The following is a 13,005-nucleotide window of genomic DNA, read 5'->3' as shown; positions in this document are numbered from 1 at the left end:
ACTCGAAGGCACCGCCGGTCGTGGCCTATTTTTCGGGTTTAGTTGAAAAGTAATTTGCACGGCTGTCCTATTGAATTCAGTTGGCTGTAAGTTTTTGCCAGACGCTGACCGAAGGCAGTATGAATGTCGGTTTGGTCCGCACAACAGGCTTTGGGGCCGGTAGAACCGCGTCAATGTCCTACTGAATATGTCAGATGACCGTTCTCGAGCCCGAAGCGGAAATCCTTGCCTGGTTGCGTCCATCTGGTAATCTCCCAATTTGGGGAAGAATGATCCTATGGAACGTCGCCTCAGTGCGATATTCGCCGCCGACATGGTTGGCTACTCGCGGCTCATGGAAGCCGATGAGGTCGGCACGTTTGAACGCCAGAAGGCTCATCGCCAGGAACTCATCAACCCAACCTTTGAGAAGTTCCACGGCCGCATTGTCAAGGAGATGGGCGACGGGCTGCTCGTCGAGTTCCCGTCCGTGGTGGAGGCAGTGCAATGCGCGATCACCATCCAGCGCACCATGGCCAAAAGAGAGTCCGGTGTTCCGGAAGAGCGCCGCATCACCTACCGGGTCGGTATCAACTTGGGCGATATCATCGTCGAGGGAGACGACATTTACGGCGATGGCGTAAATATTGCAGCGCGATTGGAAGGAATCGCGGTACCTGGTGGTGTGTGTATCGCCGAAAAGGTCGGTGCGGAAATTGCTAAAAAGATCGATGTCTGTTTTCAAGACGGTGGCGAACATAGCGTCAAGAATATCGTCCAGCCTGTACACGTTTTGCACTGGCACCCGGACCAGAATGTGATCTTGCCAGCAAGAACGGGAGCGTCTGACGAAAGTGACGGCAAAGCGGAGAGGAAGCCCAATTTGGCAGTAATGCCTCTCGAACCGGTTGGCGGTGCCGATGAAACCGCGAACCTGGCCGCAACCATTGATAACGAGGTGTCGGGAGCCCTCGCCAAACTGACTGGTATCTCGCTGGTCACCAATGAAGAAAATGCGAACTATGTGGCCACGGGAAGCGTTCAAGAATCAGGGAAGCGCTTTCGCGCAACGGTTCATCTCCAGGATCAGGCCAAGAAGGACAAGTTCTGGTCCGGGCGCTTCGACGGAAACCTTGAAAACATATTCGAGGCGATGGACGAACTGGTCATGCGCATCAGCAACTCGTTGCGGTACGAAGTCTACGGACGAGAAGCGCAAAAATTGAAACAACGCCCAATTGAAGAACAGAGCAACCAGGAATTGATGAGCCAGGCTGGGCATATTCTTTTTCAGCCACGGCGTGTCAATTACGAAGAATCATGGAAGCTGATCTCGATCGTTATCGAGCGCGAACCCGACAATGCCATGGCGCTGGCAATAGCTGCCGTCAGCCGCGCACTGTTGGAAGTGTTCTGTGGCTATGGTCCGATCGCACCTGCGGACGCAGCAACTGGCATGGCGTATATCCGTCGCTCGTTGGAGCTCAACGAGCTTTCGGACTTTGCCCATATGGTTCAAGGCAGGCTCCATCTACACTATGAGCATGATGCATCAGCTGCCATGCTCGAAGCCGAACGTTGCCTGGAACTCAATCCAAGTTATACATTGGCATTGGGTCTGTTGGGCGAAGCCAAGTGCTTTTTGGGTGAGCCGGAAGCTGGGATCGAATACAGCACCAGGGCGGTTGAAACCGATGCACGTTTTCCAGGCAACTTCTGGTTTATGGAGGACATTGCGCTCGGCAATTTCGTTCGCGAAGACTACGCGGCAGCCATCAAATGGGCAAATCGCGCCGACCACCGACAGCGCGATGTTCCAAGAATACTGCTTGTTCTGACCTCTGCCTATGCGCACGCCGGGCAAGGTGACGCTGCCGCCAGGTCGGCTCAAAGACTGATCGACCTATGTCCAAATATCAGTGTTGGCGCTCTAAGGCGATGGCCCTTTCAGAAATCGGCACACTGGGATCGCTTTACGAGTGGGCTGGTCGAAGCTGGCTTGCAGGAAAACTGATGCCCGGATGGCATGCTTCATAGCGAGGGTCGTCGAACTGTGTGAACGTCTGTTTTGTCCGCACTTGAGACCTTGGCCACTATCGAAATCGAGCGGGTGCAGCCAACGGCGGCTATGCGGGCTGCGACCGCAGAAATTTAGGTGGGTGGTGAATGTCTCTTATGGGCCGCGATGTCGGGATTCGAACCGGATCTCTCCTATCACGCCTAAGGCCCAAGATGTCGCAGCCCAATGATCTGGTCAGTCATATCACTCCACTGCAAAGTGGCTCGCGGTTAGGTTCCCCTAATCGATCTGCCCCAAAAACTCAGGTCCGTGTCAGTGCCCAGAACCGCAGGGGCAGGGCAATCGCCGCCGCAACCAAACCCAGAGTATAACCGATCCAGACGCCGACGGCTCCGAGATCAAAAAGGAACCCCAGCGCATAGCTGGCCGGCAAAGCAAGTGGCCAATAGGCCGTCAGGGTAATTATCGTCGGCAGGTTCATGTCTGACATTCCCCGTAGCGCACCCAGCGCGGTGCCCTGAACGCCATCCGCAACCTGCAGCAGTGCCACGATAAAAAACAACGTGACCGCGAGGTCAACGACGGCCGGGTCATCCGACATGGTTTCCGCGATCATCCGGCCAGCAGTAATGAAGACGATGGCGGCAACCGCCTGCCAGAGCGTGACCATCACAAAGGACGCCATCAGGATCGGTCTTAGCCTTTCTTGACTTCCTGCACCGACTGCAAGGCCCACACGGATCGAGGCAGCACCCGCCATGCCAAGCGGGATCATATAGGCCAGCCCCGCAAGCGCGTTGACGATCTGATGGGCGGCCAGCGCCTCGGCCCCCAACCAGCCCATCATCAGGCCCACTACGGCGTAAGCTCCGCCTTCACCCGCATAGCCAAGACAGAGCGGGAGGGCGTCTTTGGCCTGTGACCAGACATCCGCCCAGGCAACGGTCACCCGCTGGCGAAAGGCGGCCAGCCTAGGCGCGCGTATCAACACGTAAATCCCGGCAACCAGCGACGTACATTGTGAGAGTATGCTGGCCAGACCAGCGCCCAGAATTCCAAGATCAAGGATGTGAATGAAGGCATAGTTTGCGGGTACGTTGAACAGGACGCCCAGATAAGACAGCGCCACGGCTGTCCAGGGCCGCCCAACGGCGTCGAACAGTGCTTTCAGGCCGAAAAAAAGTGTAAAAGGTACGATCCAGATCGCCATCGACATCCAGTACGGCAGCAGGATCGCCAGAACCTCTTTGGGTTGTCCCAAAGGCCCCAGCAACGGATAGAGCGCCATCATCACCAGTGCCGCGCCGCCGCCGCCCAGAAGACATAGCAACAGCCCGCTGCGCAACGCCAGAGCAACCCGCACGGCATCGCGTGCGCCCTCGGCTTGGCTGATCTGTACGGAAATAGCGGTGATCACGCCCCAAAGAGCGGAAATCAGGATGATCAGAACAGCCGTGGTCACACCGGCCGCCGCCAGCGGGACCGTTCCGAGCGGAGAAATCATCGCCGTATCTACGACGCCGATCAATAGCGCTGCGGCCAGCCCAACCATCAGCGGAACGGCCAACCGGATCAACGGCGTGAATTCGGCGCGGGTGGGTGCCTGCGAAATCAGGATTTGGTCTGTCATGGGTCACCTGCCGGACAAGGTCCGGCGACAAAGTCGCGGTAAGGAGCTTTAGGCTCAGAATGAAGAGGGGCTGTTCAGCCCTGCGACGGGAACACCATGAAATTGGTCCATTTAGGGACAAGATAACAAGTAAGGTTCTAGGGGAAGAATTGTTCGGCGTCCAGATCGCTTTTGCAGGGCTGCTTGCCGAGTCCTAGAGAGGTCAGGAGTGAGCGGATTTCACCGGGGCGCGGTGAGGCTCTGGTCAAACCATCATCTAATTAGCAGCCACGAGGGCAAGGTCACGCAGAAATTTGGCACTTTGGTCGTCGGCCGGAAAAAACAGCTCAATCTTCAAATCGTCCAGCGTGACGTCCGTGACTGTGCTGAATTGCGCAATGGTTCCAAACAGGGAAAGCCGCTGACCACCAAAGCGGTAGATCGTAGAAATTGTCGGCCCGATGACCGCATCGCTGCGGGCGTGCCCCTGTTGCGACAAAGCGCGCGCCGCGGCGTCCAGCGCGGGTATGCCTCCTGCGTTGGCGCTTTCAGCGCGCAGCCTTAACATCGTGTGATGCGCGACCTCGGACCAGTTTTCAACAAGCTCAGGCATCAGCGGACTGGCCAGCAGCTCCAGCAGGCTTTGCCCCTCGCCGATCCCCAGTGGCTTGAACAGCCTTTGTGCTCCGCTGTTGAGCATTACAACATTCCAGAGCCGGTCCAGAACCATTCCTGGGTAAGGGTCATGCTGCTGAAGTGTCCATTCGACCGCATCCCGGATGGGTGACATCGCCGCGTCATCAATCGGCGTCGCCGCAAAACGCGGCGCGAAGCCTTCGGCGCGCATCATCTGATTTCGGGTTTCGACCGGAAGGTTCATGACCTCGGACAGATGAAGGATCATGTCTGGGCTGGGCCGGGACCGCCCGGTTTCAAGAAAGGAGATATGGCGCGCGCTGACCTCAGCCTCGACCGCAAGGTCCAACTGGCTCATCCTGCGTCGTTTTCGCCAGTCTTTCAGCATGCTTGGATAAGGAGTCATGACCTGAGTTTAGCAAGGGTCCTAACAGAATTCACTTACCTCAGAGGTAATTGATTTGCACCCGCCGCAAGTCGCATGAAGAGCATATACCTAAAGGAGAAGGTCATGACCCAACAACAGTCAGCAATGCGAATTTCAGGCGGAGTTCTTGTTGTAACCGGGGTGCTCTTTGCTCTGGCCGCGTTTCAGTTTCTTCATCCCGTTGCACATATCTTTCTGCAGATCGCGTATTGGCCAATTCACGATGTTCCCGCGGAACTGATGGTTCCGTCACCTTTATTACTGGTGATTACCGGTGGCCTGACGGTTGGCTTGGGAGGAATGCAGTGGGCGCTGGGAACCTATGTTGCTCCGGTATCGGCGGCAGCCGCGACCAAGACCGCTCAGATTACGGTATGGTCCTGGTTTTGCGCCGACAGTTCAGGCTCCATTCTGGTAGGGGCGCCCTTCAACGTCGTACTAAACCTGTCCTTTTTGGTCCTGATCCTGTTGTCTTGCCGTCCCGGCACAGCAAGCAAACACGCAACATCCTGAGGTGAAATGGAATTCACTGGGTTTGAAAGGAAGGCCTGGCTATTTCAGAAAACCTTCAATGATCGAGGCGACTTCAACGGCAGTTTTTGCATCGGAAATGCTGGTGTTCTCAAGGGCGCTGCTGTTTTCGCACTTGGTTTGAGTTGGTCGAATATGGACAGAATTTCCTATTCCAGTTTGGCTGGCTTTTCTTCGGACCAGCCGACCTTGGTCTTTGCAGGTTGCAGGACGAGTGCGAAACGATCTCTCCGGCGACCTTGAACAATCGTCTAAAGAAACTGCAAGCCGCAGGGTTCGTTTATCGCGCGGAAGGAGGATACGCATCACTCAGGACACGGAACGATTGTTAAGAGCAAGGGCAGCTTAATGCCCTTGCTTGGTCGGTTCCTTAAAAAGGGAACCGATAATGCGAAGGAGGTGGGTGTTCAACCTCCGGCGGAAGGCCAACGTCCTTCCTCAGGTGAGCCGGCAACTCGGATCTTTTGTGCAGAATCGGCCGTTCCACACCGGGTCGCCTCGCGAAGACAGCCGCTAGCCGCAGAAAGAGGCCACGCGACCGGCTGATTGGTATGTAAAGTGATAAGCTTGGCATTGTTCTCTCCATGAATTGATGGAAAGCCGCCACATGAGGAAAACACAAAAAGGCCGCTCACGAGGCGGCCTTCAGATCGGAAACCTGTCAGACCGCTTTAACGGGCTACTGCGCCTACCGCGCGAAGCATTGAGGTCTGACAATTCAGCATATCTGATCTCTTGTATCAGGGTTTCCGGTTCGTCCAGTTACCAGACGAGTGGTCTCAATTCAACATCCCACACATGTATTGGTCGAATTCCGCCGGATAGCCAGCTCGCAAGCGTTGGGAAAAAACCAACGTATTGTTCTATTTTCAACCAGTGGTGACAGCGGCGGCATTTGACATTTCTCAAACTTTGCGTTCGCAGCGAACGGCAGCTGTGCGGGCTGCAAGCGCAGCAAAATTACTAATCAGTGTGAGCAGGTTTGGGCCGTAGGTGGGTGAGGCGAGACGCTTCTCTTTGTCAGGTTGAGGCGTTCGCGGCCCTCAAGCATAGCTGCTTAAGTGTGTCGAGCTGTTGCAAGAGGTGTTCGCGGTCCCTCGCGTAGCCTTTGGCGGCGCGGGCTGATCGCTGCACAAACTCCGCGAGATCCTTGGATGATGTTCCACTGTCTTTGAGTGCATTTTCGAATGGCTTGAGAATGCCTTTTATCACTGACTGATAGCGTTGCGCTGCGGCCTCTAGTTCTTCGAGTGATCCATCTTCGAACTCCTCTTCGATTTCTTGCCCGCTAGGAGTGGCGTGCACGAGGTCAAAGCTCGCAACTGTCATCACTTGAAAGACCACATCCAACTGCTGTTCCAGCCCCTCAGTATTGGCCAAAGCTGACTCCATCTGTTCAGCCACCTTCGTTGTATACAGGCGGAGATGGGTGCGCAGCACATCGTCTTTGCTACGAAAGGACTTATAGAGCGTTTGGCGGGAAATCCCCGCTTCTCTGGCGATATCGGCCATGCTTGTGCGCTTCACGCCAAAACGTGTGAAGGCCCGCAGCGCGGCTTGCAGGATGTTTTGGTCGCGATCCGTCATGGATGACATATTGACAAGTACAGACAACCTGTCAATATTGACACATGTACAGATTCTGTCATTCCGACACTTTGATAGGGGTGACCGTGCAAAAGGACCGACACGATGCTCTATGGAATGCTAGCTGACCTGGCGACGAAGACCCGTGCGCCGCTCTTTGATAGTCCCGCAAACTGGGATCTTCCCTATGAGGATGTAGAGTTCGAAACCGCCGATGGGGTGACGCTGCGCGGCTGGCTGGTCAACCCTGGTGAGAGCAAAGTAATCATCCAAAACCATTTTGGTTTGATGTGCTCGCGCGCGGGATACACTAACGACGGAAAGCCACGCATGTTGCAGGGCTGGCCAACGGATGTTCCGTTTCTACGGCACATCCAGGCATTCGCACAGCAAGGCTACACGGTTCTGGCCTATGATCTACGCAATCATGGTGCCAGTGAAACTGGTCCTTCCAAATATGCGTGGGACGGCCAGGCAGAGTATCAAGATGTGTTGGCCGCTGTGCATTTCATAACGTCGCATGCAGATTACAAGAACGCACCCATTGGCATGCTCAACATCTGCATGTCGTCGAGCGCTGCAACCTTGGCCCATGGCGTTGAAGATGGGTTAGAAACTGTAGCGAACATCAAAGCCCATGTCGTCCTACAACCACTCTACAGCGGTGCATGGTTCCGGCAAATGCGTATCCCGGGTTTCATGATCCGGGGTGCCATCCGAAAGAGTCGGAGTCGAGGCGGCCCGGACTTTGATCAATCGCCCATCGACCGCGTTAACATCATCAACAAGCCCACGATGGTGATCCAGAACAAGAACGATCCAATGGCCGACATGGAGTACGTGCGGTCCTACTTCGACAACTTACAGGTCGAGAAAGAGATGGTTTGGACAGATGTCGGAAAGAGCCGAGTCGCCGGATACGCTGACCTCGGCGACCACCCTGAAAAAGCCATCGAATGGTTCAATAGATTTGTGCCCCATAGCAAGACCGAGAAGTCCACAGCATCTAGCAGATAGAGTCCGCTTTTGCCGGTAGCAGCGCAGCATTTAGTCCCGCTGGTCAATGTCTAGAACGGGCCGTCCACTGCGCTAACTCAGGCCTGGTTTTCCGCGATGCTGCAAAACATCCGATGTCCGCGATGAGCCCCATTTGTTGACGTTCGCCGGGTAAGTTGCCTCGGTCATGCAGGGCGATGAGATCGCACTCGCTGCGTGAACCCACACATCACAAGTGGGGTCAAAATCGGACGCTAGTTTTTCAACCTTCGCTAAAAAAATCTGTATCGCCGCTAGGCAACATAATTGCCCAGAACACATTCGCCAATTGGCGCAAGTATCAAGACTCCCCGCATTCGAAGGCTATCGATGAACTTGCAATCTTCCTTAGGATACTGCTTGCAAAGGCGCTCCGTTTGGATCGCACTGATCTTGCCGCTCTGTGAAATTCCTTGCGAAACAAGTGTTAGAGTGGGCAGACTTACATAGTCACAAAGAGGAAAAGCCGGACAGAGACTGGGGAAATCAGAAGATGCCACACTTTAGCGTGGCCGCCCTCACAGGTGACATGACGGTTCCCGGCTCAAAGCTGGCAGCTGGACAAATATGGGAGGAAAGACTTTGAAAAATCTGACAAACACACTTGCTGGCTCGCTGATCGCATTCACCGCTTCGATGGGTGCTGCGCAAGCCGACAAGCTGACATTCTACTGTTCGGCGCAGGAAGACTGGTGCCAGCTGATGGCGCGCAGCTTCGAGGACGCCACTGGAATTGACGTGAACATGACCCGCAAATCCTCGGGCGAGACTTTTGCGCAAATCCGTGCGGAAAGCTCGAACCCCAAAGGCGATGTTTGGTGGGGCGGAACAGGTGACCCGCACCTTCAGGCGGCCGAAGAAGGTTTGACTATGGAATATGTCTCGCCCATGCGTGACCAGCTGCATGACTGGGCGATTTCACAGGCCGAAAGTGCCGGCAACAAGACCATCGGTATCTATTCGGGTGCGTTGGGCTATGGCTACAACTCTGACCTCTTGGCGGCCAACAACCTGCCTGAACCCGCCTGCTGGAAGGACCTACTCAAGCCAGAGTATAAAGGGCACGTTCAGATGGCGAACCCGAATTCGTCCGGAACTGCCTACACGACGCTGGCGTCGATGGTGCAGATATTTGGCGAGGACGAGGGCTTTGAATTCATGAAAGGCCTCCACGCCAACATCAACCAGTACACCAAATCCGGCTCGGCACCCATCAAGGCCGCGGGGCGTGGTGAGAACACGATCGGCATTGTCTTCATGCATGACGCCGTCAAGCAGGCGGTGTCAGGCTTCCCTGTAAAGGTTGTCGCCCCGTGCGAAGGCACTGGTTATGAGATCGGTTCGATGTCGATCATTGAAGGCGCTCGCAACGAAGAAGAAGCCAAAAAGTTCTACGACTGGGCGCTGAGTGCCGAAGCGCAGAACCTCGCACTTGAAGTCAATGCCTTCCAGGTCCCGTCCAACAAGGGTGCGCAAACATCTGAAAGCGCCCCGGATATGAGCCAGATCAAGCTGATCGACTACGACTTCAAAAAGTATGGCTCCTCTGATGAGCGCAAGCGTCTGCTGCAAAAGTGGGACGAAGACGTTTCGGTGCTGCCGCAGTAAGTGACTAACAAAGCGAAAACCAGGACCCACCCGGTATTGATCTTCTGGATCATTGTCGGTTGGGCCGGCTACGTCCTGCTGCCATGGTACATGGTTGAGGATGGCCTTTGGTCATTTGAATGGCTCTTTAACGGCTATCCGTTTGACGAAGATTTTGCGCCCGCTCTATTTCTGATCGGGCGGGGTGAAAAGCTCTGGCTTGCACCCTTGCTGATCCCGCTGGCATTGCCAATTCTGGTGCTGGGGAAACCTAAATCTGATCCGATCTACGCTAAGATCCTGATTCTTGCCGGTGCACTGGGCTTTGGCTGGCTGATTGCGCAAGGCTTCGGGATCGGCATTCGCGGCTTCAACTTCGACTGGCTCACGGCCCTCTTTGGTGAGCCGAAAATCCGACAGTTCGGCATGGGGTATGGAGCGATGCTCTGTGCGTCGGCCTTCCTGTTCCTGCTCACGCAAGGCATCGCGGCGCGCGGTGCAGTCAACGGCGATGTGTTTGTCGTCAGCGCAATTGGCGGCGTCATTACAATCGTCACCGCCTTCGTGTTCTTTCCAATTGCCAACATGCTGTTTTCGGCCTTTGTGACCGAAAACGGCGCCTATTCGGTATCTGTTTTTGCCTCAAAATTTTTTGATGACCGTCTCTGGGGATTGGGGTGTTTTTGGGGTGCTAAATGCGGCGCCGCGTGGAACTCCCTCTTTTTGGCCATTCTCGTCGGCCTGATCACCACGGTTCTGGGACTTTGTTTTGCACTTGTGGTCACCAGGTCAGGGTTTCGGTTCAAGCGTGGGATGCGCGCGCTGACGGTTTTGCCAATCATCACGCCCCCCTTCGTAATCGGGCTGGCCTTGATCCTACTCTTCGGTTTATCCGGGTCGGTCACAGTCTTTTTCGCTGATCTTTTTGGCGTGCAACCGTCGCGGTGGCTCTATGGAATGCCGGGTGTCCTGATCGCCCAGACGCTGGCCTTCACCCCCATCGCATTTCTGGTGCTGATTGGTGTTGTCGAAGGCGTGTCGCCGTCGATGGAGGAAGCCGCCCAAACGCTGCGCGCCAATAGGTGGCAAACCTTCCGAACGGTGTCGCTGCCCCTGATGAGACCCGGTCTGGCGAATGCCTTTCTGCTCGGCTTCATCGAAAGCATGGCCGACTTCGGCAACCCGCTTGTTCTAGGCGGTAATTTTGACGTTCTGTCGACCGAGATTTTCTTTGCCATCGTCGGCGCGCAATATGATCAGGGTCGGGCCGCCGTTCTGGCCATGGTACTGCTCTTCTTCACGCTGTCTGCTTTTTACGCGCAGCGCGCCTGGCTCGGTAGGAAAAGCTACACCACCGTTTCCGGCAAGGGGGACGCCGGCGTGCATCCGCTGATGCCCAATGGGCTGGCAATACCCGTGCTGGCCATCGCGACCATCTGGGCGCTGTTTACAGCGGTTGTGTACGGCATGATCATTTACGGCAGCGTCGTTGAGCTTTGGGGCGTCAACAACACGCTCACCTTCAAACACTATGTCACCGCCTTCTCAGTGCGTTTTGAAGAGGAAGGCATCCGCTGGACGGGTGCTGCATGGGACAGTTTCTGGACCACCATCAGCATTGCGGCCATAGCGGCTCCACTGACGGCAGCTGTAGGACTGGTGACCGCCTACTTGCTCACGCGCCAAAATTTCGCCGGAAAGAACGCCTTCGAATTCGGAACGATGCTGTCCTTCGCCATTCCCGGTACCGTCATCGGGGTCAGCTACATCCTGGCTTTCAACGTTCCCCCGATCGAAATCACAGGCACCGGTGTGATCCTCGTGGTCAGCTTCATTTTCCGCAACATGCCCGTCGGCGTGCGTGCGGGCATTGCATCCATGTCGCAACTGGACAAGTCGCTTGATGAATCCTCGCTGACGCTGGGCGCAAACTCTTGGCAGACGTTTAGACGCGTGATCCTGCCCCTGCTCAAACCCGCCATTCTGGCTGCGCTCGTCTACAGTTTTGTCCGCGCTATGACCGCGATCTCGGCGGTCATTTTTCTAGTGTCGGCCGAGTACGACATGGCGACCAGCTACATCATCGGGCGTGTCGAGAACAATGATTACGGCCTTGCCATCGCCTATTCCACCACGCTGATCTTCGTGATGCTGGCAGCGGTGGGGCTTTTGCAATTCCTCGTGGGCCGCGTGCAGATCGGACGGCGTACCCAAATAGGAGCGGAAAGAACGACATGACGGATACCAACATTGCTAGTAAAGCCGCGCCGGTTCGGTTCGAAGGGGTGTCAAAAGTGTTTGGCAAAGATGTTGTGGCCGTCGACAACATCGACCTGCACGTGGAAGCAGGTAAACTGGTGACGCTGCTGGGGCCGTCGGGCTGCGGTAAAACAACGACGCTGCGCATGATTGCCGGTTTGGAAATGGCGAGCTCAGGCCGGATCGTGATTGGCGACCGAGATGTGACAAAACTGCCTGCGACCGATCGCGACGTTTCCATGGTTTTCCAGTCTTACGCCCTGTTCCCACATATGAGTGTGCTAGAAAACGTGATGTACGGGCTCACCTTCTCCGGCTTTGACAAGGGAGAGGCCAGATCGCGCGCGCTCAACGGGTTGGAACTGGTGGGCCTCAAAGGCTTTGACAACCGCTTGCCAAGCGAGCTGTCCGGTGGCCAACAGCAAAGGGTCGCCGTCGCCCGCGCTCTGGTGCTGGAACCGCAGGTTCTACTCTTTGATGAGCCCCTATCGAACCTCGATGCTAAACTGCGCCGACAAGTGCGTGAGGACATCCGCTCTATTCAGCAGGACCTCGGACTGACGGTTGTCTACGTGACCCACGATCAGGAAGAAGCGTTGGCCGTCTCGGACGAGATTGTCGTCATGCGCAACGCCGCCATCGCCCAGATTGGGACCCCGCGACAACTCTATGACGCGCCAATCGACCGCTTCGTAGCCGACTTTATCGGTGAAGCGAACCTGATCGACTGCAAAATCGTCGAAGTCGACGGCGATCAGGCGACAATAGAAATCGAAGGACACCGCCACAGTTTGCTTTCGCGCGATTTGCCCGTGGGTCCAGCGACTCTAGCGGTGCGTCCTTCCCGCATCCTTATCGGATCTGAAACCGGCATCCCGGCAAGAGTCGCCAAGGCAACCTATGTCGGCGTGCGCATGGAATACACGCTGACCGGCGCATTCGGACAGGTGTTTGCCGTGCAGGACAACGTGGATGACCCGTTGCAACCGGGCATCCACGTCAAAATGGCCTTTGCAGACCGTGGGCCGGTTTTGCTGCCGGAAGGTTGATATTGGCGAAACTCGTTGTCATTTCGCACCCTGAAGTGCTGGTGGACCCAGAGATCGCGATCACCAACTGGGAACTGAGTGAGGTGGGCCGCACACGGGCCGAATCATTTGCAAATGCGCCGATCCTGGCCTCGGCCAGCGCCATCTGGTCCAGCAGCGAGCGCAAGGCAGAACAGACAGCTGCGATCCTGGCCAAACCGCACGGACTTGAGGTGAAGGTAAACCCGGCGCTGGGTGAAAACGACCGTAGTGCCACCGGTTTTCTGCCACCGCACCAGTTTGAAGC

10 protein-coding genes are annotated in these 13,005 nt (G+C 55.9%); 7 read left to right on the top strand and 3 right to left on the bottom strand.

Features of this window, described 5'->3' with window-relative positions; all coding sequences use genetic code 11:
* The first annotated feature begins 277 nt into the window (after positions 1-277).
* Positions 278-1,993 carry an adenylate/guanylate cyclase domain-containing protein gene (locus tag AC2TEL_RS21495; RefSeq protein ID WP_480906866.1) on the top strand — a complete coding sequence of 572 codons (1,716 nt, stop codon included), beginning with the start codon at positions 278-280 and terminating at the stop codon, positions 1,991-1,993.
* 307 nt (positions 1,994-2,300) lie between these two features.
* Here the strand turns inward: AC2TEL_RS21495 and AC2TEL_RS21490 are convergent, their stop codons facing one another.
* Together AC2TEL_RS21490 and AC2TEL_RS21485 are read right to left on the bottom strand one after the other, a co-directional pair.
* Positions 2,301-3,629: an MATE family efflux transporter gene (locus tag AC2TEL_RS21490; protein WP_480844615.1), complete on the bottom strand. Its 1,329-nt coding sequence runs from the start codon at positions 3,627-3,629 to the stop codon at positions 2,301-2,303.
* A 256-nt stretch (positions 3,630-3,885) separates the two neighbouring features.
* Positions 3,886-4,632 (bottom strand): helix-turn-helix domain-containing protein, encoded by a 747-nt coding sequence (locus tag AC2TEL_RS21485; protein WP_480851726.1) that lies wholly within the window; start codon positions 4,630-4,632, stop codon positions 3,886-3,888.
* 123 nt (positions 4,633-4,755) lie between these two features.
* On the opposite strand from AC2TEL_RS21485, the gene AC2TEL_RS21480 reads away from it, so the two are divergent.
* Entirely contained in the window at positions 4,756-5,184 is a 429-nt protein-coding gene (locus AC2TEL_RS21480; RefSeq protein WP_480906863.1) for a hypothetical protein, read from the top strand.
* A 1,038-nt stretch (positions 5,185-6,222) separates the two neighbouring features.
* Here AC2TEL_RS21480 and AC2TEL_RS21475 read toward each other — a convergent pair.
* Entirely contained in the window at positions 6,223-6,789 is a 567-nt protein-coding gene (locus tag AC2TEL_RS21475; RefSeq protein WP_480844612.1) for a TetR/AcrR family transcriptional regulator, read from the bottom strand.
* A 105-nt stretch (positions 6,790-6,894) separates the two neighbouring features.
* On the opposite strand from AC2TEL_RS21475, the gene AC2TEL_RS21470 reads away from it, so the two are divergent.
* From AC2TEL_RS21470 to AC2TEL_RS21450, 5 genes are all read left to right on the top strand, one after another.
* Positions 6,895-7,806: an alpha/beta hydrolase gene (locus AC2TEL_RS21470; RefSeq protein ID WP_480844611.1), complete on the top strand. Its 912-nt coding sequence runs from the start codon at positions 6,895-6,897 to the stop codon at positions 7,804-7,806.
* Between the two features lie 600 nt (positions 7,807-8,406).
* On the top strand, positions 8,407-9,432 hold the full coding sequence (locus tag AC2TEL_RS21465; RefSeq protein WP_480844610.1) for an ABC transporter substrate-binding protein: 1,026 nt from the start codon (positions 8,407-8,409) through the stop codon (positions 9,430-9,432).
* Positions 9,433-11,649, top strand: a complete 2,217-nt coding sequence (locus AC2TEL_RS21460; RefSeq protein ID WP_480863339.1) for an ABC transporter permease — start codon at positions 9,433-9,435, stop codon at positions 11,647-11,649. It abuts the gene before it with no gap.
* Positions 11,646-12,719 carry an ABC transporter ATP-binding protein gene (locus AC2TEL_RS21455; RefSeq protein WP_480844608.1) on the top strand — a complete coding sequence of 358 codons (1,074 nt, stop codon included), beginning with the start codon at positions 11,646-11,648 and terminating at the stop codon, positions 12,717-12,719. The genes AC2TEL_RS21460 and AC2TEL_RS21455 overlap by 4 nt, the downstream gene beginning before the upstream one ends.
* A gap of 2 nt (positions 12,720-12,721) precedes the next feature.
* Positions 12,722-13,005, top strand: a 284-nt coding sequence (locus AC2TEL_RS21450; RefSeq protein ID WP_480906860.1) for a histidine phosphatase family protein, incomplete at its 3' end; no start/stop codon positions are given.

The organism is Ruegeria sp. HKCCD9138, assembly GCF_057220975.1.
The sequence above is the reverse complement of the archived record's forward strand: the minus strand, read 5'-3'. Positions and strand labels throughout refer to the sequence as shown.

Coding starts and splice junctions, on each gene's coding strand:
- AC2TEL_RS21495 (WP_480906866.1), top strand. CDS start 278: ATGGAACGTCGCCTCAGTGCGATATTCGCCGCCGACATGGTTGGCTAC.
- AC2TEL_RS21490 (WP_480844615.1), bottom strand. CDS start 3,629: ATGACAGACCAAATCCTGATTTCGCAGGCACCCACCCGCGCCGAATTC.
- AC2TEL_RS21485 (WP_480851726.1), bottom strand. CDS start 4,632: ATGCTGAAAGACTGGCGAAAACGACGCAGGATGAGCCAGTTGGACCTT.
- AC2TEL_RS21480 (WP_480906863.1), top strand. CDS start 4,756: ATGACCCAACAACAGTCAGCAATGCGAATTTCAGGCGGAGTTCTTGTT.
- AC2TEL_RS21475 (WP_480844612.1), bottom strand. CDS start 6,789: ATGACGGATCGCGACCAAAACATCCTGCAAGCCGCGCTGCGGGCCTTC.
- AC2TEL_RS21470 (WP_480844611.1), top strand. CDS start 6,895: ATGCTCTATGGAATGCTAGCTGACCTGGCGACGAAGACCCGTGCGCCG.
- AC2TEL_RS21455 (WP_480844608.1), top strand. CDS start 11,646: ATGACGGATACCAACATTGCTAGTAAAGCCGCGCCGGTTCGGTTCGAA.